We start from the raw sequence: 24,129 nt of genomic DNA, 5'->3' as shown, positions 1-24,129 counted from the left end.
TTTTCAATTAATGACGCTTCTGTTTAATTGGCCATATGGCTCCAAAACCCATAAGCGCTGTAATAATTAAAATGAATCCCTTTAAATAGTCCAGTCGTCCCGCCAGTAGCGTATTGCTTCTTCACGGCTTTGCCAAAATATTTTTTCACACTAGGATTGATTTTTTGATAAAAAGCGCGATTTTCTTTAGCCGTTTTACGACTCGTGACCATCATGCCAAATGGATTAGAACCGCCAATGTTACGTTGCCGGCTATCATGCTTGGCTTTGGTATAGATCATGTAGCCAGTACCATGTTGCTGCTCATTGTAACTAATGAGCACAGCTTTACCTTTGATGGTCGTGCGCCGGATCGTATTAATCCCCGTGCCATTAAGTAAATAAATCGTATTTTTATGCGTGCCAGCACCACTGACTTTATACGGCGTGAAATACTGTTCACTCGTTGCTGACATTGAACTGCGATCAAGACTTTTACGATATTTAGAAATACTGAATTTCTTGCCAGTCACTTTTATTTTAAGGCGCTGACCATTGCTTGCATCCCCGTTTAAATACCAAGTCCCATGAAATGTTTTTGGTAGGCTGGTAAGTTTATGCGTTTTAACAGCGGCCTGAGCCGTTACCGGTTGCGTCATACCAATTTCAAATAACATGGCACTACTTGCGACTGCCATGGTTAGACCTAATACACTGACTAATTTTTTCATTTGGAGTCCCCTCAGAATCTATTCCTTAACGTAATGTAACATAAAAGTACCATCCGGCACGGCCGCAGTTTTCTTGCTCTCAATGCAAACTTTAACGGTTTTAGTATCTGCCTTATATCCTTTGATTTTTGGTGTTTTAATTGTCACTAATGTCCCGATAATGCCTTTAGTTTTAAATGAGACAAACTTTGTCTCTGGCGACTTGTCCATATAGTACGTAATGGTCCCTTTAACGCTCACAGCCTTTTTGGATTTAGCATTCTTTTGTTGCTGTTTTGCGGAAATAGTTTTCACAAAAAACATCGGCGTTGCCGTCAGGGAAGTCGTACGCTTAACTTTTCCCTTTTTACTAACTGACACTGAACCAAGGCTGCCATTCCAGGCATCCTTATAGCCCTTAAAACTTGGCTTTTTCACTGAAACAGTTTTTCCATAAGGTACTTTGACGGTAATTGAAGACCACTTACCATCCTTCCAGTAAGCTTTTTTAATCGTTACCTTTTTTACTTTTGTCGCCGCTTGGACCGTCGCAGGCTGACTCACCTGAGTTGCGACTACCCCAACTGCAACACCAGTTCCCATCAACGCGGTCCCGACTGCTAAACTTGCTAACCACTTCTTTGACATCTTCATCAAACCCCTTTTTTGACTCATATCGTTATAGATATTTTTCGTAATTCTTGAAATGCATAAACCATAAATTGATTATTACTTACGCTTATAAGTAACTTTTGTTAACTTCCAAGCGCCATCTTTACCTTTATCATTAATGCCTACCTTCATTTTCTTCACATTTGATTTATAACCTTTTATTTGTGGTACTTTTGCCGAAACAATTGTGCCAACTTTACCTTTGACTTTATAACTAACCGTTTTAGCGTTGCCGTAATAAATGGTACCGTTAGTCGTTACTGCCTTCTTTGACTTAGCATTGGCCTTCTGTACTTGGGCTGAAATCGTTTTAAAATAGTAACCACCGTTACCAGACATTTGCACATCACCATTAGCCGTCAGCGTTAAGTTAAATTCACCTCGGGTATATGCCACATAGCCTTTGAACTTGGGTGTTTTAACTGTAACCGGCTTACCATAGGTTAATTTGACTTTCATCGTGTACCATTTACCATCTTTTCGATAAGCTCTATCAATTTTATACGTCTTTGTTTTCACAGCCGCTTGGACCGTCGCAGGCTGACTCACCTGAGTTGCAACTACCCCAACCGCAACACCAGTCCCCATCAATGCCGTTCCAACTGCTAAACTTGCTAACCATTTTTTTGACATCTTCATCAAACTCCTTTTGCTTCATTTTTTATGTCAGCGCTAGCATAGCATAACGCCCCGACACCCTCTGTCGTTTTAAAGTATTGGTTGAAAATAATTCAAATAAATTTTGTCATAACGACGTGATTGATCCGGATAGACAAAAAAACGCCATTCAGATCAAGTTGCACTGACCTAAATAGCGGATAGTAACCTTTTATGTAAACTTAAATTTGCGCACAAAAAAACTCGCCTAAGCGAGTTTTTGAATCGTATTCAGATGAAAAGCGACATGCGCCATGGCCGCACTGCGGCTTTTCAGCAACTAAATCAAATTAGTTGTTTACTTTTACGACTTGTTTGCCGTTGTAAAAACCACAACTTGGGCAAACGCGATGAGATACACGTAATTCGCCACAATTTGGGCATGGTGCCAAATTTGGTGTAGCCAATTTGATATGACCACGACGGTTGCGTTTACGCATCTTAGATGTTCTTCTTGCTGGTACAGCCATCAACCTACACCTCCTTAAAATAATTTCACTTAACGTGAGGGTATGATAGGTTTAGCTAAACTTAATCCTTGGCTTCCTGATCAGGGAACAGGTTTTTTAACTTAGCTAAACGCGGATCAACAGTTTTATGTTCTTCAGCTTGCTTGGCGAGATCATCTTCACCGATGACTTCCCAACCGTTACCAGTGGGCATCGGTTCACCATTTTGCTCAGCTTCAGAAAGAATCTGCATGGGGATGTGAATTAAAATATTATCCTCCACAGCGACATCAAAATTCAAAATATCATCTTCGGGTAAAATAATTACCGTATCGTCGTCTTCGAACTGACTTAAATCAGTTCCTTGCGACACATAATATTCTGTCATTTGAAAAGCCAGCGGTAAGTCAACTGGCGTCAGCGACCGTGTTGATGGCACGGTTAAGTCCGCATCAACATGGGCTGAGATTAGCACGTTACCCTTATCATAGGTCAAATACCCTTTTACTTGGGTTGCTTTAACATCGATAATTTCGGGATAACGCGTCATCAGGGAGTGTTTTAAATCCAACGCTTCATCAAACTGAAGTGGCTCATCACGATAGCTTCGTAGCTGACTTAACGACCATTTCATTTAAAAACCTCCTAATGCAACGTGATAAATTATACCTGTGTGAAAATCCTTTGTCAATGTTTTTTCCTTGACAGGCTGAAAAGCCCGCCATCGTTCACCACCATACCAAGAAAAGCGGTCATGGTCAACTGAAATTACTTCGGGGCGTTTTCAATCATCAATGGCCGCCGATACAAGTCTTGGGTTTGATGATTGATTAATTCATAGACCCGCCCCGCACGATAATCCAGTGCCAACTCATGTAACCGCAAGTCCTTACTCATCTTCGTATATAGTGGCAACGTTAACTCTTTTTTAACTTGATGCAAGTAAGCCTGTCCGACTGGACTAAAGCCGAGCACCCGCAAGTAATTTTGCATCTGTGCGGCTTGGACCTCGGTTGCCGTTAGCTGTAACAACGTGGCGGTTGCGACTCGCTGCAGGCGCGTATACGTATAACGTTTCGACTTAACACGCGTCAAGAAATCGTCAAAGCTAGTGGCCGATTGCGCCATTTCGCGTAGTCGATACTCCAGTCCCTCAGCCATCTGATCAAATTGACCACTGCGTTCAACCGTCGTGCTCATCAATTGATAGTGCAGGTAAGGCCAAAAATCAGCCCAACTCACCAATGGTTGTTGTTGCAGCTGCGCTAAAGTTGTCGCTGGGACCACTTTAGCCACCGCTGACCAATTGCCGGTAAGCGCTGCTTGACGAATCGCTGTCCCACTCGCAAATTGACTCATATGAATCGCGGCATCGTTATGATCCGCGACTTGGCGCTGAATCGACACCAGCTTCAAATGACCGCCTAAATGCTGATTAGCGACGTAATAGCAATACCCTAACATGTCATTGGATTTGGTCAACGCTTGCCCTGTAGCCGTCTTTAAAGCGGCATTAAACAGGGTCGCATAGGTCGCATTGTACTGTTTAAACGCTTCGCGACCATTAGGAAAAGCGGCCATCAATTGGCCAAAGTCCAATTCGGGATGCTCGGCGCCAAAGACCAAGCTCTCACAACCTAACGCCGTTAATAACTCAACGCCACCACGCGCGAATAAATGTGCCGGTTGCGTGGCAAAAAAGACTGGCAGTTCAATCACCAAGTCCGCCCCGGCCTGCAACGCCAGTTGGGCCCGCGTCCACTTATCTAGGATCGCTGGTTCCCCGCGTTGCAGCCAGTTACCACTCATGACGACCACCGTACAATCCGCACCAGTTTGTTGCTTTGCCTGCTGTAAATGGTACAAATGCCCATTATGCAGTGGATTATATTCAGTTATGACACCAACTGCGTGCATCCTGGTCACCTACTTTTGACAGACAAAGAACCACCGCGTCGTTTGGTCATCAGGTTCATGTTGCCCAAAGTCGGCCGTCACCGTAACGTGACTAAACCCAGCGGCCGCTAAAGCTTGTTGATAGGTGGCTAAGTCATATGTTTGTTCTTGATGTAACTCGCTAACTTCATCAAAGGCTTGTTTATCGTCGTTCCAAATAAAGAACGTTAAATCATGTTCGGCACTATGCGGCGTTTCACCAGCATAGCTCGTCCACATAAAGGCCCGTTCATCATCACGATAGTTATACATATAGCCCGGATAAACGTCATCTGTTTGGTGCGGTGTGATCACATCAAACAAGAACTTACCATCCGCCGTTAAGTGTTGTGCCACTTCGGTAAACGCTTGTTGCACCTGCGTAATGTCTGGTAAGTAGCAAAACGAGTCGGCAAAACAAGTGACCGCGCTAAACGTGCCTAATTCCGACAAATCAAGCATATTGCCTTCGATTAACGGAATCGTCACGTCAGCGGCTTCGGCATGTTGTTGCGCTAAGGCCAACATATTATCAGACAAGTCAAAACCAGTCACATGGTAACCCGCTTGTGCCAGTAACACGGCCAACCGACCAGTCCCACAAGCTAATTCCAAGACTTCACCCGTTTGGTCAGGTAATTGACGACGCACAAAATCCAGCCATTGCTGGTACATGGCTGGATCGAAGAGTTCGTCGTATAATTCGGCAAACGTCTGATAAATCATGCGTTAACCCATTGGTCGACATCAACTAACGGTGCATCGGCCCATAATTTTTCTAAGTTATAATGTTGACGTGCGTCTTTTTGGAAGACGTGCACGATGACATCGCCGCAATCGATTAAGATCCATTCACCAGCGGTCCGACCTTCAACGCTCTTCACGTCAGAACCAGCCTTGCGGATAAAATCAACCACGTTATCGCCAATCGCTTGAACTTGGCGTTTTGAATCTGCTGATAAGATGACAAAATAATCCGCCATCAAGCTCACTTCAGCAACATTTAAAGCGACGATGTCTTCGGCCCGCTTGTCATCAGCGGCTTCAACAGTTAATTGTAATAATGCTTTGCTATCCATAAAATACTTCCTTTAAGTTTGATTTAATTTGGGGTGACCGCACCGACGCCACCGACCCAAGCATTATAAGTCGCTAAGGTTTGTGGGTAGACAGCTTGGCCTTTTTCAACAAGATACGCTAACGTATGTTGAATTTGGTAGCGGACCCCGGCCGCTAATGATTGTTTGGTTAATTTCCGGGCCTCATCAACGCCTGGAAAATCCCGATTCGGTTCAATAAAATCAGCCATAAACACAATTTGCGCTAACTTTGGCATGTAAGGTGCGCCGACCGTATGCAACCGGACAGCATTTAAAATGTCTTCATTATAAATATGAAGTTCATCTTTAATCAGTTCAGCACCAACAACCCCATGCCAAACCCCATTGCCATAATGGACTAATTCAGGATCTAAGCCATGGGTTTGAATAATCTTGATAAACGTTGCATCATCACGTTGCTTGGCATAATCGTGTAATAGCCCAGTAATGGCAGCTAATTCAGGGTCAACCCCGTTTGCCACGGCTAAGTCGCGTGAGGTTTGCTCTACGCGTAAGCAATGTTGGTAACGTGAATCGGTTAATTGTGCGGCCACTTTCGCCATTAGTTCAGCGTGGGTATACGGCACTAAGTTTTCTTGATACTCAATTGGTTGGCTCATATAACTGATGCTCCTTAATATAGTCTTCAACGGCTGCCGGCACTAAGTAACGAACCGTGTGACCACGGCTGATCTTCTGCCGAATCTGCGTCGAACTAATATCAACTAACGGCGCATCGACCCACATCACCGGATATTGGCTAGTCGTTGGGTAACCAGTCCGTTTGATGCCAACAAAAGTCACTAATTTAACGAGGTCATCGATGCGATACCACGTGTGTAAATAGTCGACCATGTCGCCACCAATAATGAAGTAATATTGCACTTCAGGATGCTGGGCCTTGAGGGCTTTTATTGTATCATACGTATAACTTTTACCGCCGCGTTTGAGCTCGGCAGTTTCTAATTTGAATAACGGGTTATCAGCGATGGCCCGTTCGACCATGTTTTTTCGGTCGACGGCCGCAATCGTCTTTTTTTCATCCACATGCGGCGGTTGTGCATCTGGCATAAACCGCACTTCATCTAACCCAAGTTGATCACCAACTTGTTGCGCCATAATCAAATGACCTAAATGCGGTGGATTAAAAGTACCACCTAAAATACCGACCCGTTTGTGCGGGATATCGGTCACCATTTCAGCTACCACTTTCGTCGCTGTTTGACTAACCGTCTTCAAACCTGATTCCTCCCTAGATCTTATCGACTGCCAATGACAGCTTTTGGTCTTCGGCATGACTAGCTGGCATGTATAAGACCAACACGCGGCCAATCGTTTGCACAATCGTAATTGGCGTATTGGCTTCGATCGCAGCTTTCACTTCATCAGTCGTCACATCTGCATTCTGTAAAATGTTCACTTTGATTAATTCGCGCTTGTCTAAAGCACTAACTAATTGACCGAGCCATTCTTCAGATAAACCATTCTTACCGACCGCAAACACTGGCCGTAAGTGATGGGCTTGACTTCTTAAATAACGTTTTTGTTTTCCACGTAAGTTTTCCATTAAATTCTCCTATTGCTTGTTAATCATTGCTGGGCGCGTTAACACGTCGACCCCTTTTGGTGCCCAACCAGCGACCCGGGTATCAGCGGGCACCGTTACCCAACCAAGGCCTTCAAAGACCACGTCACTAGTCGTCGTGGTCTTGAATTCATGCCGCACCAATGGTGGGAAGTCTTTAACGGCATCCCCGGTTGGTGGCGTGATCAATTCGCCAACATGCTTCGTATAAAAGTTGTCCGCATTGTCGGTTTTAGTCCGATGTAACGGTAAGTTATTGTCGACATAAACCACGCCGGCTGGCTTCAACGTATCAATAATATCTAACCGGGCAACGCCACCTAAGAACAAGGTTTGACCATTGCCTAATTGATAATTTTTTGGCCGGATTTCTTTTTGTGGTGAGACTAATTTCAAGTCATCGCCACTTAAGACATGCGCCATTTGTTCTGGATGAATAATCCCTGGGGTGTCAACCATCTTATGGCCATCATCCAATGGAATTTCAATTTTATCTAAGGTCGTTCCTGGGAATCGTGATGTGGTAATCAAGTCTTTCAAACCAGTATTGTTCGCAATGATCCGGTTAATTAAGGTTGATTTACCGACATTAGTGACCCCAACAACGTACACATCGCGACCGCGACGATACTTTTCAATTAAAGCTAATAAATCATCAATCGCATGACCACGTTTGGCACTCGTTAAAGCGACATCAACGGGTTTAATGCCTTGTGATCGGACTTGTTGATTCATCCATTCACGAAGTTTCGTCCGGCGTAATTGACGTGGCAAGACATCTTCTTTGTTCCCAACGAGCAAGACGGGATTATCCCCGACAAACCGTTGTAACCCAGGAATAATACTCCCGTTTAAATCAAAGATATCGACCACATAGACGACCAACGCGTTGGCTTCTCGAATCGTGGCTAATAAATGCCGGAAATCATCGTCAGTTAACCCAACTGGCACGATTTCGTTATAATGCCGCAACCGGAAACAACGTTGGCAATATAAGTCTTGCGTATCGGATTCTAATGATTTCTTTAAAGCTGATGCAGGGGTGTACCCTGCAGCTTTCGGGTCAGTCGTTTGAATGGCTGCCCCACAACCGATACAATATAAAGTTTCTTGTGCTTCGCTCACTTATTTAAGCTCCTTTTGAAAATGCATTGTTGGATAACGATGTGCTAAACACATCTTAATAAACCGTTCAAAGAAACGATTGATCCGGGTATTCCACGCATCCGTTTCGACTAAGGGACGAACTAAAATACTAGCGACCCCCGCCATTCGTGATGCCCACATATCCGTAATATATTGGTCCCCGACCATCACAACTTCACTTTGACGTAAGCCAAGTTGATGGCGGGCTTTATGAATTCCAGTTGGTAATGGCTTTAAGGCCCGTGAAACAAACGGCAAGTCAAGCGCCTTAAGTGCTTTTGCCACCCGATCATGGGAATTGTTGGACACGACCACCACTGGAATACCAGCATCTTGCAACGCGTGTAACCATTTTTTCAGTTCCGGGGTGCCATCGGGATTATCCCAAGCAATCAACGTATTATCAAGATCGGTAAAGACCGCCTTAATGCCCTTTGCGCGCAATTGCGCGGGTGTAATGTTATAGATTGCATCGATCATCCAAGTTGGTTTAAATTGCTTAATCATGGTTTTCCCCTTCGCTTCTGTTTTCGTTATTAGGTGTTCGGCCGGGACCTCACTGACCTATTTTATCATACTACATGTAATCGTTGATATTGTTTGATTAATCCTTTGATGGATATTTATGATTTTGCTCGGTTGTGCCGGTATTTACACCTAAGATCTCACGAGTTAGACCAATATGTCCATCGTTATGGCTTTGATTGGTCCCGTGGCAGCTGGAATTACTGCCAACCGGAGGCGGCAATTCCCCCGTAAAGCCGAGCAAAAATAAAAAGAGACACCACCCAAATGATGGCATCCCTTCTCAACCTGACCGTTTATGGCTTGGATTTTTTAATTAAGCTGCAAGAGCTTTCTTAGCTTCTTCAACTAAAGCCTTGAATGCGTCAGCATCGTTAACAGCTAAGTCAGCCAACATCTTACGGTTCATATCGATGTTAGCAAGCTTCAAACCATGCATCAACTTGCTGTAGCTCATGTCATTCAAACGAGCTGCCGCGTTGATCCGGGCAATCCAAAGACGACGGAAGTCACTCTTACGCTTCTTACGATCGCGGAATGCGTATTCGTATGACTTCATTACTTGGTCCTTAGCAACCTTAAATTGGATATGCTTAGCACCACGGTAACCTTTAGCTAATTTTAAAATGCGTTTACGACGCTTGCGTGTTACAGTTCCACCTTTTACTCGAGCCATCTTATTTCCTCCTAGATTTAACTAAAACGTGTTAATTATTTTTGTAATAACTTGTGATATGTTTTGACCATTGGCTTTTCGATCACAGCCGTACCACGTAATTGGCGACGTTGTTTCTTAGTCTTACCATGGAAACGATGACTTGTGAAAGCGTTGGCGCTCTTAATCTTACCTTTACCGGTAACTTTGAAACGCTTAGCTGCAGCGCGGTTTGTCTTTTGTTTTGGCATAATCAATAATCCTCCTAGAAATTACTTATCAGTTTTTGGTGCTAACACCAAGAACATGCTGCGCCCATCCATCTTAGGATAAGCTTCAACGGTCGCATATTCTTTAGTGGCTTCAATCATACGATTCAAGACTTCGCGACCAATATCCTTATGGGTAATGGCACGGCCCTTGAAACGAATGGAAACCCGAACTTTGTCACCTTTTGACAAGAACTTTTCAGCATGTTTCAGCTTCGTGTTAAAGTCATTGGTGTCAATTGCGGGACTCAAGCGCACTTCTTTGATGCTAACAACTTTTTGCTTCTTACGAGCTTCCCGTTGTTTCTTTTGTTGCTCGAAACGATACTTCCCATAATCCATAATTCTGGCTACGGGTGGCTTCGCTTTCGGTGCAACTAAAACAAGGTCTAAGCTTGCATCTTCAGCAATCTGCATTGCTTCTTGTCGTGACTTGACACCTAATTGTTCACCATCACTGGCAATCAAACGTACTTCGCGAGCACGGATGCCGTCATTAACCATTGAATCCTTAGCTATGGTAATTCACCTCCGTAAAATTTCGAGAAATCCACAAAAAGAGCGGGCGCATAAAACGCCCGCTCAACCCCGTTAATGGGAATCAATTCATCGTTCATCTGCCCGATAACTCAGGTTACCAAGGCGAGAAGCGGGTGCTTCTGCTTTTTTTCTCAACTCCAATATAATACCAGAATCGAAAAATTGTGTCAACACTTATTTGCTGGCGCCACGACTGTAGCTGCGAACTTCTTGGGTAATCGCACCAATGAACATATCGATTGGTTCTGATTCCGTCCGTTCTTCACCATACTTCCGAACCGAAACATTCCCGGTCGAAACTTCTTGGTCACCGACAACTAACAAGTATGGAATCTTCTTCGTTTGTGATTCACGAATCTTGTAACCCATCTTTTCGTTACGGTCATCAACGCTAACCCGAATGCCAGCTTCAGCTAAACGACGACGGACATTTTCAGCATAATCGCCATGAGCACCGTTGTTAACTGGGATGATTGTTACTTGCTTAGGTGCTAACCAAGTTGGGAAGGCACCCTTATAGATTTCAGTCAAGTAAGCCACGAAACGTTCCATCGTTGAAACTAAACCACGGTGAATCATCACTGGACGATGTTCTTCACCATCAGAACCAACGTACTTCAAGTCGAAGCGTTCTGGTAATAAGAAGTCTAATTGGATGGTTGACAAGGTTTCTTCACCACCGAGGGCCGTCTTAGTTTGAACGTCCAACTTAGGACCGTAGAAAGCAGCTTCCCCTTCAGCTTCGAAGTAATCCAAGCCCATGTCATCCATGGCTGACTTCAACATCTTTTGGCTCCGTTCCCACATTGCGTCGTCATCGAAGTACTTTTCTTTGTTTTCAGGATCACGGTAGCTTAAGCGGAACCGGTAATCAGAAATATCGAAGTCTTCATAAACTTGAACCATCAAGGCCAAGATCTTCTTGAATTCTTCTTCGATTTGATCCATGGCAACGAAAGTATGACCATCGTTTAAGGTCATTTCACGAACCCGTGACAACCCAGTTAAGGCACCAGATTTTTCATAACGGTGCATCATCCCAAGTTCAGCAATCCGTAATGGTAATTCACGGTATGAGCGAATATGGTGGTTGTAGATTTGGATATGTGATGGGCAGTTCATTGGCCGTAATTCCAATTGTTCGCCGTCACCCATGTCCATTGGTGGGAACATATCTTCACGGTAGTGATCCCAGTGACCAGATTGCTTGTAAACATCCAAGTTAGCTAAAACTGGGGTGTAAACGTGTTGGTAACCATTGGCCACTTCTTTATCAATGATATAACGTTCGATTTGACGACGGATCGTCGCACCGTTTGGCATCCAGTAAGGTAAGCCGTTCCCAACCTTAGGATCAACAAAGAACAAATCAAGTTCGTTCCCGATAACCCGGTGGTCGCGTTCACGGGCTTCTTGACGCCGCTTCAAGTCAGCATCTAAGTCCTTTTGCTTCAAGAAAGCTGTCCCGTAAATCCGTTGCAACATTGGGTTGCTGGATTTACCTTGCCAGTAAGCACCGGCAACTGACAATAACTTGAAGACTTTGACTTTACCAGTTGAAGCTAATTGGGCACCATCTGATAAATCAACGAAGTCGCCTTGCTTGTAAACAACGACTTGACCGTCATTTTCAGCAGCCCGTTCGTTAACTAAGTCTTGTTGGTAAGGATTGTCACCAACTAAAGCTAATGCATCGTCTTTTGATAAGACTTCACGCACGATTGGTAAGTTTTCTTTGATGATGGCTTGCATCTTGATACTGATTGCTTCCAAGTCATCTTCACTTACTTGTTTGCCATCTTCGTCCGGATTGTCGGTATCAAAGAAGAAGCCATTTTCGTTACCTTCGCCACTCCCAAAATGAACATTTGGGAATAATTGCTTAACCGCGTTAGCTAAGATTTGTGCAGCAGTTTGACGTAAAACTGCTAAACCTTCATCACTATCGGCCGCAACAATTTCAATGGCACCATCCGTGGTTAATGGTTGGCGATAATCAACGACTTGACCGTTGAACTTCCCAGCCACTGACCGTTTAGCCAATGAGGGACTGATTGATTTTGCAATGTCTTCCGTCGTAACGCCGGCATCGAATTGCTTTTCCGCGCCATCTGGAAATTTAACCTTAATACTTGCCATAAAATAGACACACTCCTTCAAAATTTACCCACTCACCAAAACGAACCTGCGCCGGGACGACAAAAAAGTCCCCACTACTAGCCATAGCTAGTAATAGGGACGTGATTGACGTGGTTCCACCCGATTTTTCAGTAACTTAAAGTCACTGACTCATTAGCGCTAATAACGGACGCGTTCCGGCTCAATTGAGCATTACTACGAAAGTGGTATCTCCAAAAATCCGGTCCAAAACTTCCAGCTAATGTTTTGATCTCTGCGAGCCATGATTAATTGAGCGTGTCTTTCGTATCTGTTTTCAATTAAACCACTTTTGTTTCAAAAGTCAATTAAATTTAAGTCGGCATAAAAAAAGCGCGACGACTAAACGTCTGCGCTTCGTTAGTTAATCAGTTGGATTTAACCGCCGATTGCGGCCAACCATTTCAATTTCAGTGGCTAAAAATCGTACGCGTTGCATGATTCGTTGGGCTTTGACTGGTTCTTCATCACCCTTTTGCGAAATCGTTAAATAGCCATCTTGCAATTCTTGCATTGCGAAGTTCGATGAAAAGCAAGTTGGCAATTCTTCTTGCATGCGGTATTCCAAAATAACCCCTAACACATCATCGCGAATCCACGTTGACGACGCATCGGCACCAATATCATCAATCATTAAGATTGGCGCGCGCTTAATCGCATCAACTTTATCACCAGACGTGTTGTTACCAATCGAGCGCTTCATCTCGACTGCAAAGCTTGGAAAATGAATCAATGTCGTTTGAAAGCCGCGCGTGGCCAGTTCGTTAGCCATCGCACCCAGCAAATAAGTCTTGCCAACCCCAAACGACCCATACAAATATAGCCCGCGATGGAACCGTTTAGGCGACTGCGTGTAGGCGTCAATGAAATCTAAGGCCGACATCAAAGCTGTGGCCCGGTCCCCATCTTGATCATACGTTTTCAGGCTGGCTTCTTGAATATTCTTGGGCATACTAATCGACCGCACCCGTTGCTTAAGCGCCCGTTCTGCTTGGGCTTCTTGCAATTGGGGCGTTGGTTGATAAGCAATATCGATCAGATGATTGCTCATAACAAGTTCAGGCTGATAGCCTGGTGCTTGCGTCGGTTCATGACGCGCCAGTTTACGTTTTTCTTCGCAAAATTCATAAAGTTTCGTTGCGCTTCGCTCTAAAGCGTCACTTGAAAGTTCTGTTTGATGGGCCGCCAAAAAATCCCGAACATCCGGATCTTGATAAACGGCGGTCATTAAATCTTGATACCGTTGATTTAAGTTCCGACGATTCATCAATGTTTTTAACGTTTCCGAAATATTTTCCATCGGCTAACCCTCCTTATCGGCGTTTGAGCCTAAGTTTGCAATACGTGCCGCTAACTTCTGCCGATCAGCGTCAGTCATTGCTTGACTAGGCTCACTACCCTTAGTTGTCGCAGCACTAGTCGCGGACTTCTTTGCCCAACCCGGCACCACTTCTTTACGCGTCGGCCGACCATTCGATCGTTGATTCCGCCGCTTCGAGGCTGGTTTAGGTTGCTGGCGTTGTTTTAAGTAAACTAAAGCCGCTTCTGGTGTTGCAATTTGATGTTGTTGCCAATCATTGGCCATCGTCTCTAACAAATTTTTATTCAGTGTTGTTAGTTCACGATTTTGTAGTAAATAGTAAATAATCATATTAATAACGGCATTTGAAAGTACCCCACGACCAACTAAGTCATGGACTAAGCGATTCTCACCACTCGTCACAAAACCGTGTTTTTCTTTCTTTAACGCTTCAATAAAGTCATACGGCGACGTTTGCTTGGCAACTGCGACCAATTGTTGTTCGGCCGCCGTCAATTCAGTTGCCGGGCTTTGCGAGGTAGCTGTAGCCGCCGCTGAAGCAGCTGCCGGGGTTGCAACCGGTGCGGGCGTACTTGGACGCTGATACCGACGCGCAATGGCTAACTTCAATTGATTGGCATCAAACTTACCAGTCGTTAAACTAGCCACTTCACTGATCAACTTACCCATTTCGACTTCACTGATACCGTAGACCCGACTCTCCGTCACGATAAGTTGCCGTGACGCTTGAACTTGATCCAAATCAACATAGTTTTGTTGTAAGATCTGCCCCAAGACTTGCCAATCGAAATTCGTGGTCGCTAAAGCTGGTGCCGCAGCACGCGTTGCCGACTCAGGTAATTGCTGGCGGACTTGTTGAATTTCAGTCGGGGTATGCGTCACCTTTTGACTATCGACATGAAAGACACTTAACAAGTCGGCGGTCACTTCAGTCGCCTGACTCAAGTCAACCGTTGTTGGTGTAAAGTCAGCTGCTAGTTGTTGATAACGGGTCTCACCAACGGTATCCAGTAACAAGACACTCAGTAAGTCATCATCAAAAAATTGTTTGGCCGTCATCGGCGCTTGGAGTTGATATAAGTACAACTCACCGATTTGGTCTTGTTGATAATAAGTCCGTAATAATCCGGTTGCCTCTAACTTTTGGCGCGCCGTCACAACGGTCGGTAAATCCACATTTAAAATGCCCAGTAATTCGGCATGACTACGACGCCGGCTTAAATCGCCCGGTTCCCGTTGTAGGCTACGTAAGGCTGCATATAAGCTATAAGCCAGTGCACCTGTCAACGGTAAATACAGTTCGGCTAAAATAGCCTGTTCAGTTGCTGATAAAGCCGCGACCGTTGGGACGATCAAACCCGCTTTAGGTGTCAAAGTTGGGTTGTTATCTGGCATATTGCATCACCATTATTCTTTTTTAGCTTTCGTCGACTTATTCGTTTTCGCCGTCTTAGCCAATTTAATTTTATCGCGTTCCATCATGTCTTGGAGTTCATTCAAGAAGACATGCATATCTTTAAATTGCCGGTAAACACTGGCAAACCGAATATATGAGATTTCATCAATATCGGCTAATTTTTCCATGACGTATTCACCAATGACTTGACTTGAGATTTCATTTTCACCAAGTGAGCGGACTTTATTCTCAACGTCATCGACGATTCCCGTCATGGTTTCCATACTAACTGGGCGTTTTTCGGCGGAACGAATAATCCCGCGCAAAATCTTTTCGCGATTAAATTCTTCGCGCGCACCGTTCTTTTTGATCACTAACAATGGCGTGGCTTCAACGCGTTCGAACGTCGTAAACCGAAAACCGCAGTTTTCACATTCACGTCGCCGCCGAATCACGCGGCCGTCGTCGGTTGGCCGACTATCGACGACCCGAGAGCCATTATGATGACAGTGTGGACATTGCATGGACTTTTCACCTCATTTTTCTAGTAATGATAAGTTTTCAATTAAGATTTAATAGTTTTCAGCCATTTTAACACGGCTTGCCTAGTTTCATCAATGTTAGCCCCGTTATCAATCACAATATCAGCTAGCTTAACCTTCTCAGCTAGTGGCATTTGACTATCGATCCGGGCTTGGGCGGCTGCAGCGGTTAAGTTGTTGCGCGCCATTAAGCGCGGTAAGACAACTGCTAAGGGCGCTGACACCACGATCACTTGATCACAGACATGTTGCCAACCATTTTCAAGCAATAACGGGATATCTAAGATTACTGCTGGCGGCTGCGTTTTACCAGCATCTAACGTGGCTTGTAAGATTGCGTGTTGAATGGGACCACTCGTAATGGCATTTAGGGCCTTCAAAGCGGCATCATCGTTAAACACTTGGCGACCCAACCATTTCCGATTCAAGCTACCATCTGGCAACTGCGCTTCCGGTCCAAACTGCGCGACAATCTGTGCAAGCACGGGGGTCTTAGGGCCTTCAACTTGCCAAGCGATTTTATCCGCATCGACAATTGGCAACCCCGCTTCCGCTAACATCGCCGAAACGGTCGACTTACCCGTCGCAATCCCACCAGTCAAACCAATAATTTTTGTCATTGCCGGCACCTACAACTGTTGCTCGTGCGGGCAAAAGTGCGTGCCACGCTGGGCAACTTTGATTTTTTCAATCAACGTCCCACAACGTTCGCACGGTTCACCTTCCCGACCGTAGACATGCAACTGATTTTGGAACTGACCGGCTTCACCAAACGCCGTTGAAAACGAATGGACCGTCGTCCCGTGACCTTTGATCGCCATCGCCATCTCATCAATGATATTTTGTCGCAAAACGTCGATTTCATCAGCTGTTAATGAACGCGCTGGTCGCATCGGATGAATCTTGCTCATCCACAGCGTTTCGTCGACATAAATGTTGCCTAAGCCCGCAATCTTACTTTGATCTAGCAATAACGGCTTGATCATCTTTTTAGACTTGCTAAAGATCGTCTGCATATAGGCCACGGTCAGTTGGCTCGCAACCGGTTCAGGACCCATCGTCTTCAAGCCACCAACGGTATTTTCTTCACCAGTTGGCACTAACGTCATGCGACCAAATTTGCGGGTATCGTTATACCACAAATCACGGTCATCCGTTAGATGAAAGACAACGTGGGTATGTTTGGTTCGGCTTTCACCAGCCGGTACCACATTATACTTCCCTTCCATGCGCAAATGAGAAACCATCGTCAACCCATTGCTGAAGCGGAATAATAAATACTTGCCTCGCCGGTCGACAGTTTCAATCGTTTGACCAGCCAAACGCTGTTCAAAGCTGTTAAGATCATTGTTAATAATTTTAGGCCAGTAAACATCGATACTGGCAATCGTCGCCCCTTTTACTAAGCGGTTCAAGCCGCGACGAACGGTTTCAACTTCTGGTAATTCTGGCATCGCTTGTCACTTCCTATTTCGCATCATACCAAGTATCGCCATAGTGGCTTTCGACTTTTAACGGCACGTCTAATTTTACGGCCGAATCCATCACACTTGGCACTAATTTTTCCAACGTTGGAATTTCACTAGCAGGCGCTTCAAAGATCAATTCATCATGGACTTGTAATAACATCGTGGCTTGCAAGCCCGCATCTTTTAGTGCTTGTTGCATTTTGATCATCGCAATCTTGATAATATCAGCGGCGCTCCCTTGAATTGGGGTGTTCATCGCCGTCCGTTCAGCAAACGAGCGTTGATTAAAACTACGGGCGTTGATATCTGGCAAGTACCGCCGCCGATGTGAGATGGTCTCAACATAACCTTGGTCATGCGCCAGCTTCACCACATCATCCATGTATTGTTTAACACCTGGGTATTCTTGGAAATAAGCATCAATAAATTGCTTGGCTTGCTTCCGGGTAATCCCGATGTTTTGCGACAAGCCATAATCACTAATCCCATAAACGATCCCAAAGTTGACCGCTTTGGCTTGCCGGCGAATGTTAGGGGTCACGTCGGCTGGCGATTTCAAATTAAAAATCCGCATCGCTGTGGCCGCATGGATGTCGTCACCTTCATTAAAGGCAGCCTGCATGTTTTCATCATGCGTAATGTGGGCTAAGACTCGTAATTCGATTTGCGAATAATCAGATGAGAAGATTTGCCAATCTGGATGACTTGGGACAAAGGCTTGCCGAATGCGACGTCCTTCTTCCAAACGCACCGGAATGTTTTGCAAGTTGGGATCAACTGAAGACAAGCGACCAGTTTGCGTCAACGTTTGTAAGTAACGCGTGTGGACTTTTTGGTCCGTTGAATGAATGGCATCTAATAAACCTTCAACATACGTTGACTGAATCTTAGAAATTTGCCGATATTGTAAGATATTCGCCACGATTGGGGCTTCTGGCGCTAATTTTTCTAAGACATCGACTGCCGTCGAATAACCAGTCTTGGTCTTTTTAATTACGGGGAGCTTCATTTCTTCGAATAAGATTTGCCCAAGTTGCTTTGGTGAATTGATATTAAATTCATGACCCGCTTCTTGATAAATCGTCTGTTCAATTTCACTCAATCGTTCTTTAAACTGGCTACCCATCGCTTGTAAGTGACTGGCATCAACCGTGATCCCGGCCATTTCCATTTGGGCGAGCACCAAGGCCATTGGCTTTTCAATATCATGATATAACGGCGTTTGTTCATTTTCATCGAGTTGCTTTAACAACATTGGTTTCAAGGCCGCAATCGCCGCTACCTTACGGGCAAGATGGCTAAAGAAGACATTGTCATCATCTGGAATCGCCCGTTTAACGCCCTTACCATAGATTGCTTCATCCGTTGGTAAGTCCGTGTAACCGTGTTGTTCTGCCAAGTTACCGAGGTCATTACTATTGTCATTAGTATCTAACAAATATGAGACTAACAATAAGTCAAAATCAACCGCATGCAAGCTTAAGTCTAAGCGATTCAAACCTACAATCGTGCGTTTCATATCAAAAACGTTCTTTTGAATCGTTGTGCTAGCTAATAAGTCTTTCAATGCTGGCGCTTGCAACAAGTCAATATTACGACTGATATACCAGTGATCCGCATGACCAATCGCAAAACCAGCAAACGCTGAGACGTGATAATTCGCAGTTGGCATTTCTAAGTAAAATTCAACTTCAGTCGTGAATTGACTTAGTTCGCCCAAATTATCTTTGGTCAAAACGGTATAGTCGATTGGCGTTTCTGGTTCAGCTGGACCAACATTAAGCTTCTTCAAGAATGATTGGAAATCCATCGTCTGATAAAACTCAGCCAACTTTTCGATATCTGGACCTGCGTAAGTTAACTCTTCAATCCCAACTTTAATCGGGGCGTCCCGTTTAATCGTCGCTAAAACTTTGGCCCGCGTTGCCAAGTCATGATCTTCAATCAGATGTTCTTTCATCTTGCTTTTTTTCATATCGTCGATATTTTCATAGACGCCTTCAATTGAGCCATATGCTTTCAACAGCTTCAACGCGGTTTTTTCACCGACTTTAGTGACCCCAGGATAATTATCAGACGTATCACCAGTTAACCCCTTCATATCAATAATTTGCGTTGGGGTAATGCCTAATTTTTCTTGCACATGTTCTGGGGTGTACCGTTCAACTTCTGAGACCCCTTTGACAGTCACGGCCACCGTTGTATGGTCGGTCGTTAATTGCGTTAAATCACGATCCCCAGTCACAATCGTGGTCGTGTAGCCCGCCGCATCAGCTTGGCCGGCTAGCGTCCCGATAATATCATCAGCTTCGTAATCTTTTAGTTCGTAATGTTGGATGCCATATGCATCGAGTAATTGTTTAATATACGGCATTTGTTCAGAGAATTCGCCCGGCGTTTTGGCACGACCGCCCTTGTAATTATCAAACATTGCCGTCCGAAAAGTCGTTTTACCAGCGTCAAACGCAACCAACATATCAGTTGGGTTAACTGCTTTGATCATGTGATCAAGCATGGTATTGAAGCCATAAATGGCGTTCGTGTGCAACCCATCCGCGTTCACAAACCGGTCGAGTTGGTTGTGCAACGCGAAAAACGCCCGAAACGCGACGCTATTGCCATCAATCAATAATAATTTTTTTGCCATTATTTTACGCTCCTTAATGTCGGACTATGATACCTTTAATTGTACCAAAGAAAGGCGTCAAACGGGACTTTAGGCTACGAAAAAACGAGTAACTGAACGTGTCAGCACTCGTTTTTAAGGTTTTATTTAATTAATCGCGGCTTGAACCACCGAAAATTTGGACGAAGTATAAGAAGATATTGACAAAGTCCAAGTATAATTGTAACGCACCCGTTACGGCCAACCCAGTTGAAGAAACTTGGTCGCCGTATTGCAGGTACATATCCCGCATCCGATTAGCATCCCACATGGATAAACCGGCGAAGATCAACACACCGATGTATGAGAAGACGTAGGCAATTGCAGCGCTTTGTAAGAACATGTTCACAAGTGACGCCACTAATAACCCGATCAAAGCCGCAAATAAATGCGTACCTAAACGTGACATATCACGTTTCGTGGTCGTCCCAATCACCGCCATCGTCCCGAAGACCCCAGCCGCAGCCACAAAGGCACCAACGATCGTGGCACCCGTGTAAAGGGCTAACGTAATCGACATTTCAGCCCCAAAGACGACCGCAAAGAGCATTAACAACGTAAAACTCATGGCTGGGTTACGGTTAGCGTTAACTTGAATCCCGCCGATCATCGCAAACATACTAATGACAAAGATCATTAAGAACACGAGTGGATGTGATGCAAACGCCCCATAAATCACGGGTTTCCAAATCGTCATTGATAAATAAGCCACGACCGCTGACACGATAACAGCCAGTGACATGTAACCATACATTTTTGTTAAGAAGCTCCGCAACCCGACTTGGGTATTAATTGTCCGCGGCCCCTGTTGTGGTTCTTGTTGAAAGTTATTCATAGAATCCCTCTTTCACCTAAAATTGAGTATATTCCTGCAAAATCCGAGTTTAAAGCGCTAATTGAGTCGTCACTAACAGCTTGCTAGTGACGTTCACCGGCTAATTTGTCAATTACATGGCTTGACCATCGACATATTCCCATCTCAATCAGTCACCTCAACTTTCTTGGTATATAGTGTAGCAGATTAGTCAGGGAAGGTAAAACAGTTTGTGCCTGAGATTAGCATAAGAATTTCTTAGAAATAACATTAAGTAAAAGCTAAAAAAAGAGCCCGCTCAGCGGACTCTTGTGATGAACCTATTTCATTTGGTCTTCGTAAAGCTTTTCATATTTTTGAATATCGCCAGCGCCCATGAAGACAACGACAGCATCATGATAAGCCGTTAAAGCTGACATATCATCCATCGTAATGATTTCGCCGCCATTTGGTAACTTAGCTGCTAAATCTTTCGACGACACATCGCCACTCTTTTCACGCGCAGAACTGAAGATATTAGTCAAAAAGACATGGTCGGCCATGCTTAAGCTGCTGGCAAACCCATCCATCAAGGCCTTCGTCCGTGAATACGTATGTGGTTGGAAGACCGCCAAGATTTCTTTATCTGGATACTTTTGGCGTGCAGCATCTAAAGTCGCTTTGATTTCTGATGGATGATGCGCATAGTCATCGATCAACATCATATCGCCCACTTGGTGTTCAGAGAAGCGGCGTTTGACCCCACTAAAGTCCAATAATTCTTTCCGGATTTCAGCCAAGTCAACTTTTTCAAAGTACGCGACCGCAATGACAGCCGTACTGTTCAAGACGTTATGTTCACCAAACAATGGAATTTCAAATTCGCCTAATGATTCATCGTGGTATTTCACTTCAAAAGATGACCCTTTTGTCGTCCGTTTGATGTTAACGGCTTGGAAATCATCACGATCTTTGGTCCCATAGTAGTAAACCGGGGTTTGAACATCTAGCTTGCGGAGGCTTTCATCGTCGCCCCAAGCAAAAATCCCCTTTTTAACTTGACTCCCAAATTGTTCGAAAGCTGATTGCACATCAGCTAAGTCTTTATAGTAATCCGGATGGTCAAAGTCAACATTAGTCATAATGGCATAGTCTGGATGGTAAGCCACAAAATGACGCCGATATTCATCCGCTTCAAAGACGAAGAACCGGGCATCCGGCGTCCCTTTACCAGTCCCATCACCAATCAAGTAACTCGTTGGTGCAATATTACTTAAAACGTGTGATAACAACCCAGTCGTTGACGTCTTACCATGTGTCCCGGCAACCCCAATACTCGTGTAACCAGACATCAATTTACCTAAGAATTCATGGTACCGATAAACTGGTAAGCCCATGGCGCGTGCTTTTTTAATTTCGGGATGATCATCAGTGAAAGAATTCCCAGCAATCACGGTCAAGCCTTCATGAATATTGTCTTCTGAGAAAGGTAACATCTTAATCCCAGCTGCTGCGAGGCCCTTTTGCGTAAAGGTATATTGTTCGATATCGGAGCCTTCTACTTTGAACCCTTTATCATGCAAAATCAAAGCTAGGGAACTCATCCCTGAGCCTTTAATACCTACAAAATAATAAACCGTTGCTTTATCCATTGTCTTTATAATCTCCCATATTGGCAATTCATCAGTGACCTAATGAATCCTTGATTTTTAATTATGAGTTAGCTTGTAAATTTGTTAAATCTTCCGCGGTGAAATAAACATCGCGTGGCTTAGAACCTTTGGCCGGTGAAACATAATTGCGATTTTCAAGATCGTCAATAATATTAGCGGCTCGATTGTACCCCACTGAGAAGGTCCGTTGCAACTTCGACGTTGAGACCGTATCTTCATCAGCAAGGTAAGCCAACACTTCTGGCATCAATTCATCTTGATTTTTAGCCGCTTCTTCGTGCTTCATCAAGTTGTCGGGTTGAAATTCATAGTGCGGCGCCGCCTGTTCACGCACAAACTGCGCAATCCCATCAATTTCACTATCAACATACGTCCCTTGTAGTCGAATTGGTGTGCTTTGGCCGTTACCGAGATATAACATATCCCCGCGACCAAGTAACCGTTCCGCTCCACTCGCATCTAAGATCGTCCGTGAATCAATTTGACTGGCAACCATAAATGCAATTCGAGTTGGAATGTTGTTCTTGATCAAGCCCGTTACCACATCGACACTTGGGCGTTGTGTTGCAACCAACAAATGGATCCCAGCGGCACGCGCCTTTTGGGTAATGCGCGCAATATAGTCTTGCACTTCACTAGACGCGACCATCATCAAGTCAGCCAATTCATCGATGACAATCACGATGTATGGCATTTTTAAACTCTCTTCATGATGTTCAACCGCCATGGCGTTGAACTGTTCAATATTGCGGGCCCCACCAGCGGCGAGTTTATCATACCGATTATCCATTTCATCAACGACCCACTTCAAGGCAGCCGAAGCAGCCTTAGGTTCTGAAATGACTGGTGCCAACAAATGTGGCACCTTATCGTATGGCGCTAATTCCACGGCTTTCGGGTCAATCAGTAACAATTTGACTTCTTGCGGATTAGATTTATACAAAATCGATACTAAAATACTGTTGATGAAGACTGATTTACCAGAGCCGGTGGCCCCAGCAATTAAGCCATGCGGCATCTTCCGCAAGTCAGTCACTTGTGGTTGCCCAAATAAATCGACCCCTAACGCAACGGTTAGTGGCGATTTACTTTCTTTGAACTTCGTTGAGTTCAAAACTTCGGACAACATGACTGGCCGCGACTTCTTGTTTGGAATTTCAATGCCGACCGTATTCCGGCCGGGAATCGGTGCTTCAATTCGAATGTCTTTTGCCGCTAAGGCCAACTTTAAATCATCATTTAAGTTGGTGATTTTGCTGACTTTGACCCCACGCGCTAATTTGACTTGGAACTGGGTAACCGTTGGCCCCACCGTCCAATCAACAACATTGGCATCGACACCAAAGGCATCTAAGGACTCATCTAAAGCACTTGCCTTACTTTCAATCCAATCATCCATTTCAGATTCATCGGGGATAACTGGCGCTTTCAACAAGTCTAATGGTGGCAAATGATAAGCTGCCAATTCTTTATCAGCCAAAACCGGCGCTGCGGAAGTTCCCGCATGGACCGCAGAAACGGGGGCTTCATCAATCCCCGCACTACTATTCGGTGTTGGCGCTACCTGACTAACCGGTGTAACTGAACTTGGCGCCGCAACCCGTGTTGGTGGCGTTGGCCGAGGTTCGCGTTGTCGATGGACGCCGACGGGTTGATACAGGTCGTCATCATTTTCTGGCACTGCTGATTCAGCAGTATCCGCCACAACTGGCGCATCTTTAAATAAGGCCAAGTCAGCTTGGGCATTGTCTTCTTCAGTCATAATCGCATCAAGTGATAGCCCTAACCCATGCGCTGGTTTGGCCGCTTCACTGGCTTCACTGGCTTCACTGGCTTCACTGGCTTCACTGGCTTCACTGGCTTCACTGGCTTCACTGGCTTCACTGGCTTC

Annotated in this window: 26 protein-coding genes and 1 other annotated feature; all 26 genes read right to left on the bottom strand. The window is 44.8% G+C overall.

Translation table 11 applies throughout. From position 1 onward, the window contains the following. Window positions 1–23 precede the first annotated feature (23 nt). Window positions 24–710, bottom strand: coding sequence for a hypothetical protein (locus FFM75_RS10030; protein ID WP_137629042.1), 687 nt, complete (start codon window positions 708–710; stop codon window positions 24–26). An 18-nt stretch (window positions 711–728) separates the two neighbouring features. Further along, window positions 729–1,337 (bottom strand): hypothetical protein, encoded by a 609-nt coding sequence (locus FFM75_RS10025; protein ID WP_137629041.1) that lies wholly within the window; start codon window positions 1,335–1,337, stop codon window positions 729–731. An 81-nt stretch (window positions 1,338–1,418) separates the two neighbouring features. Further along, window positions 1,419–1,994 (bottom strand): hypothetical protein, encoded by a 576-nt coding sequence (locus tag FFM75_RS10020; RefSeq protein WP_137629040.1) that lies wholly within the window; start codon window positions 1,992–1,994, stop codon window positions 1,419–1,421. A 314-nt stretch (window positions 1,995–2,308) separates the two neighbouring features. Beyond that, a complete protein-coding gene (gene rpmF, locus FFM75_RS10015; protein ID WP_125072845.1) occupies window positions 2,309–2,488 on the bottom strand; it encodes a 50S ribosomal protein L32 in 180 nt (59 codons plus the stop codon). Window positions 2,489–2,549: 61 nt separating this feature from the next. Next, window positions 2,550–3,101 carry a YceD family protein gene (locus tag FFM75_RS10010; protein WP_137629039.1) on the bottom strand — a complete coding sequence of 184 codons (552 nt, stop codon included), beginning with the start codon at window positions 3,099–3,101 and terminating at the stop codon, window positions 2,550–2,552. 134 nt (window positions 3,102–3,235) lie between these two features. Beyond that, window positions 3,236–4,384 carry a nucleotidyltransferase gene (locus tag FFM75_RS10005; RefSeq protein ID WP_137629038.1) on the bottom strand — a complete coding sequence of 383 codons (1,149 nt, stop codon included), beginning with the start codon at window positions 4,382–4,384 and terminating at the stop codon, window positions 3,236–3,238. A 9-nt stretch (window positions 4,385–4,393) separates the two neighbouring features. Further along, complete coding sequence (locus FFM75_RS10000; RefSeq protein WP_137629037.1) at window positions 4,394–5,128, bottom strand: class I SAM-dependent DNA methyltransferase; 735 nt, start codon at window positions 5,126–5,128, stop codon at window positions 4,394–4,396. After that, complete coding sequence (gene rsfS, locus FFM75_RS09995; RefSeq protein ID WP_137629036.1) at window positions 5,125–5,481, bottom strand: ribosome silencing factor; 357 nt, start codon at window positions 5,479–5,481, stop codon at window positions 5,125–5,127. Before rsfS ends, FFM75_RS10000 begins: the two co-directional genes overlap by 4 nt. 23 nt (window positions 5,482–5,504) lie before the next feature. Continuing rightward, window positions 5,505–6,122 (bottom strand): bis(5'-nucleosyl)-tetraphosphatase (symmetrical) YqeK, encoded by a 618-nt coding sequence (gene yqeK, locus FFM75_RS09990; protein WP_137629035.1) that lies wholly within the window; start codon window positions 6,120–6,122, stop codon window positions 5,505–5,507. Further along, window positions 6,106–6,741 carry a nicotinate-nucleotide adenylyltransferase gene (locus FFM75_RS09985; RefSeq protein WP_137629034.1) on the bottom strand — a complete coding sequence of 212 codons (636 nt, stop codon included), beginning with the start codon at window positions 6,739–6,741 and terminating at the stop codon, window positions 6,106–6,108. Before FFM75_RS09985 ends, yqeK begins: the two co-directional genes overlap by 17 nt. A 13-nt stretch (window positions 6,742–6,754) precedes the next feature. After that, a complete protein-coding gene (gene yhbY / locus FFM75_RS09980; protein ID WP_137629033.1) occupies window positions 6,755–7,069 on the bottom strand; it encodes a ribosome assembly RNA-binding protein YhbY in 315 nt (104 codons plus the stop codon). Between the two features lie 9 nt (window positions 7,070–7,078). Further along, the gene (gene yqeH, locus FFM75_RS09975) at window positions 7,079–8,212 is read right to left on the bottom strand and encodes a ribosome biogenesis GTPase YqeH (RefSeq protein WP_137629032.1); all 1,134 of its coding nucleotides are present in this window, start codon (window positions 8,210–8,212) and stop codon (window positions 7,079–7,081) included. Further along, window positions 8,213–8,740: a YqeG family HAD IIIA-type phosphatase gene (locus FFM75_RS09970; RefSeq protein WP_137629031.1), complete on the bottom strand. Its 528-nt coding sequence runs from the start codon at window positions 8,738–8,740 to the stop codon at window positions 8,213–8,215. 334 nt (window positions 8,741–9,074) lie between these two features. Then, on the bottom strand, window positions 9,075–9,434 hold the full coding sequence (gene rplT / locus FFM75_RS09965) for a 50S ribosomal protein L20 (protein ID WP_137629030.1): 360 nt from the start codon (window positions 9,432–9,434) through the stop codon (window positions 9,075–9,077). A gap of 35 nt (window positions 9,435–9,469) precedes the next feature. Continuing rightward, window positions 9,470–9,664, bottom strand: a complete 195-nt coding sequence (gene rpmI, locus FFM75_RS09960) for a 50S ribosomal protein L35 (RefSeq protein WP_137629029.1) — start codon at window positions 9,662–9,664, stop codon at window positions 9,470–9,472. Window positions 9,665–9,685: 21 nt separating this feature from the next. After that, window positions 9,686–10,186, bottom strand: coding sequence for a translation initiation factor IF-3 (infC, locus tag FFM75_RS09955; RefSeq protein ID WP_171001478.1), 501 nt, complete (start codon window positions 10,184–10,186; stop codon window positions 9,686–9,688). 43 nt (window positions 10,187–10,229) lie between these two features. Next, window positions 10,230–10,353 (bottom strand) — a sequence feature (ribosomal protein L20 leader region). A 43-nt stretch (window positions 10,354–10,396) separates the two neighbouring features. Then, window positions 10,397–12,361 carry a threonine--tRNA ligase gene (gene thrS / locus FFM75_RS09950; protein WP_137629027.1) on the bottom strand — a complete coding sequence of 655 codons (1,965 nt, stop codon included), beginning with the start codon at window positions 12,359–12,361 and terminating at the stop codon, window positions 10,397–10,399. 382 nt (window positions 12,362–12,743) lie between these two features. Next, window positions 12,744–13,679 carry a primosomal protein DnaI gene (dnaI, locus tag FFM75_RS09945; protein ID WP_137629026.1) on the bottom strand — a complete coding sequence of 312 codons (936 nt, stop codon included), beginning with the start codon at window positions 13,677–13,679 and terminating at the stop codon, window positions 12,744–12,746. A 3-nt stretch (window positions 13,680–13,682) separates the two neighbouring features. Next, window positions 13,683–15,095, bottom strand: coding sequence for a replication initiation and membrane attachment family protein (locus FFM75_RS09940; RefSeq protein WP_137629025.1), 1,413 nt, complete (start codon window positions 15,093–15,095; stop codon window positions 13,683–13,685). 12 nt (window positions 15,096–15,107) lie between these two features. Next, complete coding sequence (gene nrdR / locus FFM75_RS09935) at window positions 15,108–15,620, bottom strand: transcriptional regulator NrdR (protein WP_137629024.1); 513 nt, start codon at window positions 15,618–15,620, stop codon at window positions 15,108–15,110. A gap of 41 nt (window positions 15,621–15,661) precedes the next feature. Beyond that, entirely contained in the window at window positions 15,662–16,258 is a 597-nt protein-coding gene (coaE, locus tag FFM75_RS09930) for a dephospho-CoA kinase (protein WP_137629023.1), read from the bottom strand. 9 nt (window positions 16,259–16,267) lie between these two features. Then, a complete protein-coding gene (gene mutM, locus FFM75_RS09925) occupies window positions 16,268–17,092 on the bottom strand; it encodes a bifunctional DNA-formamidopyrimidine glycosylase/DNA-(apurinic or apyrimidinic site) lyase (protein ID WP_137629022.1) in 825 nt (274 codons plus the stop codon). Window positions 17,093–17,105: 13 nt separating this feature from the next. Beyond that, window positions 17,106–19,754, bottom strand: a complete 2,649-nt coding sequence (polA, locus tag FFM75_RS09920; RefSeq protein ID WP_137629021.1) for a DNA polymerase I — start codon at window positions 19,752–19,754, stop codon at window positions 17,106–17,108. Between the two features lie 130 nt (window positions 19,755–19,884). Then, window positions 19,885–20,607 (bottom strand): Bax inhibitor-1/YccA family protein, encoded by a 723-nt coding sequence (locus tag FFM75_RS09915; RefSeq protein ID WP_137629020.1) that lies wholly within the window; start codon window positions 20,605–20,607, stop codon window positions 19,885–19,887. A gap of 299 nt (window positions 20,608–20,906) precedes the next feature. Beyond that, window positions 20,907–22,217, bottom strand: a complete 1,311-nt coding sequence (murC, locus tag FFM75_RS09910; protein WP_137629019.1) for a UDP-N-acetylmuramate--L-alanine ligase — start codon at window positions 22,215–22,217, stop codon at window positions 20,907–20,909. A gap of 61 nt (window positions 22,218–22,278) precedes the next feature. Continuing rightward, the coding region (locus FFM75_RS09905) for a DNA translocase FtsK (protein WP_137629018.1) at window positions 22,279–24,129 on the bottom strand (1,851 nt) is incomplete at its 5' end.

Origin of the sequence: Lactiplantibacillus daowaiensis, from assembly GCF_005405085.1 — a bacterium.
Lineage (GTDB): Bacteria > Bacillota > Bacilli > Lactobacillales > Lactobacillaceae > Lactiplantibacillus > Lactiplantibacillus daowaiensis.
This window is presented reverse-complemented; position numbering and strand designations above follow the sequence as displayed.

What these genes read in the sequence shown, in the direction of transcription:
- FFM75_RS10010 (WP_137629039.1), bottom strand. Translation starts at nt 3,101, where the DNA reads ATGAAATGGTCGTTAAGTCAGCTACGAAGCTATCGTGATGAGCCACTT.
- FFM75_RS10005 (WP_137629038.1), bottom strand. Translation starts at nt 4,384, where the DNA reads ATGCACGCAGTTGGTGTCATAACTGAATATAATCCACTGCATAATGGG.
- murC (WP_137629019.1), bottom strand. Translation starts at nt 22,217, where the DNA reads ATGGATAAAGCAACGGTTTATTATTTTGTAGGTATTAAAGGCTCAGGG.
- rpmF (WP_125072845.1), bottom strand. Translation starts at nt 2,488, where the DNA reads ATGGCTGTACCAGCAAGAAGAACATCTAAGATGCGTAAACGCAACCGT.
- nrdR (WP_137629024.1), bottom strand. Translation starts at nt 15,620, where the DNA reads ATGCAATGTCCACACTGTCATCATAATGGCTCTCGGGTCGTCGATAGT.
- yqeK (WP_137629035.1), bottom strand. Translation starts at nt 6,122, where the DNA reads ATGAGCCAACCAATTGAGTATCAAGAAAACTTAGTGCCGTATACCCAC.
- rplT (WP_137629030.1), bottom strand. Translation starts at nt 9,434, where the DNA reads ATGGCTCGAGTAAAAGGTGGAACTGTAACACGCAAGCGTCGTAAACGC.
- mutM (WP_137629022.1), bottom strand. Translation starts at nt 17,092, where the DNA reads ATGCCAGAATTACCAGAAGTTGAAACCGTTCGTCGCGGCTTGAACCGC.
- FFM75_RS10030 (WP_137629042.1), bottom strand. Translation starts at nt 710, where the DNA reads ATGAAAAAATTAGTCAGTGTATTAGGTCTAACCATGGCAGTCGCAAGT.
- FFM75_RS10000 (WP_137629037.1), bottom strand. Translation starts at nt 5,128, where the DNA reads ATGATTTATCAGACGTTTGCCGAATTATACGACGAACTCTTCGATCCA.
- FFM75_RS10025 (WP_137629041.1), bottom strand. Translation starts at nt 1,337, where the DNA reads ATGTCAAAGAAGTGGTTAGCAAGTTTAGCAGTCGGGACCGCGTTGATG.
- FFM75_RS10020 (WP_137629040.1), bottom strand. Translation starts at nt 1,994, where the DNA reads ATGTCAAAAAAATGGTTAGCAAGTTTAGCAGTTGGAACGGCATTGATG.
- rpmI (WP_137629029.1), bottom strand. Translation starts at nt 9,664, where the DNA reads ATGCCAAAACAAAAGACAAACCGCGCTGCAGCTAAGCGTTTCAAAGTT.
- FFM75_RS09940 (WP_137629025.1), bottom strand. Translation starts at nt 15,095, where the DNA reads ATGCCAGATAACAACCCAACTTTGACACCTAAAGCGGGTTTGATCGTC.
- coaE (WP_137629023.1), bottom strand. Translation starts at nt 16,258, where the DNA reads ATGACAAAAATTATTGGTTTGACTGGTGGGATTGCGACGGGTAAGTCG.
- FFM75_RS09970 (WP_137629031.1), bottom strand. Translation starts at nt 8,740, where the DNA reads ATGATTAAGCAATTTAAACCAACTTGGATGATCGATGCAATCTATAAC.
- polA (WP_137629021.1), bottom strand. Translation starts at nt 19,754, where the DNA reads ATGGCAAAAAAATTATTATTGATTGATGGCAATAGCGTCGCGTTTCGG.
- dnaI (WP_137629026.1), bottom strand. Translation starts at nt 13,679, where the DNA reads ATGGAAAATATTTCGGAAACGTTAAAAACATTGATGAATCGTCGGAAC.
- yhbY (WP_137629033.1), bottom strand. Translation starts at nt 7,069, where the DNA reads ATGGAAAACTTACGTGGAAAACAAAAACGTTATTTAAGAAGTCAAGCC.
- thrS (WP_137629027.1), bottom strand. Translation starts at nt 12,361, where the DNA reads ATGGCAAGTATTAAGGTTAAATTTCCAGATGGCGCGGAAAAGCAATTC.
- infC (WP_171001478.1), bottom strand. Translation starts at nt 10,186, where the DNA reads ATGGTTAATGACGGCATCCGTGCTCGCGAAGTACGTTTGATTGCCAGT.
- rsfS (WP_137629036.1), bottom strand. Translation starts at nt 5,481, where the DNA reads ATGGATAGCAAAGCATTATTACAATTAACTGTTGAAGCCGCTGATGAC.
- FFM75_RS09915 (WP_137629020.1), bottom strand. Translation starts at nt 20,607, where the DNA reads ATGAATAACTTTCAACAAGAACCACAACAGGGGCCGCGGACAATTAAT.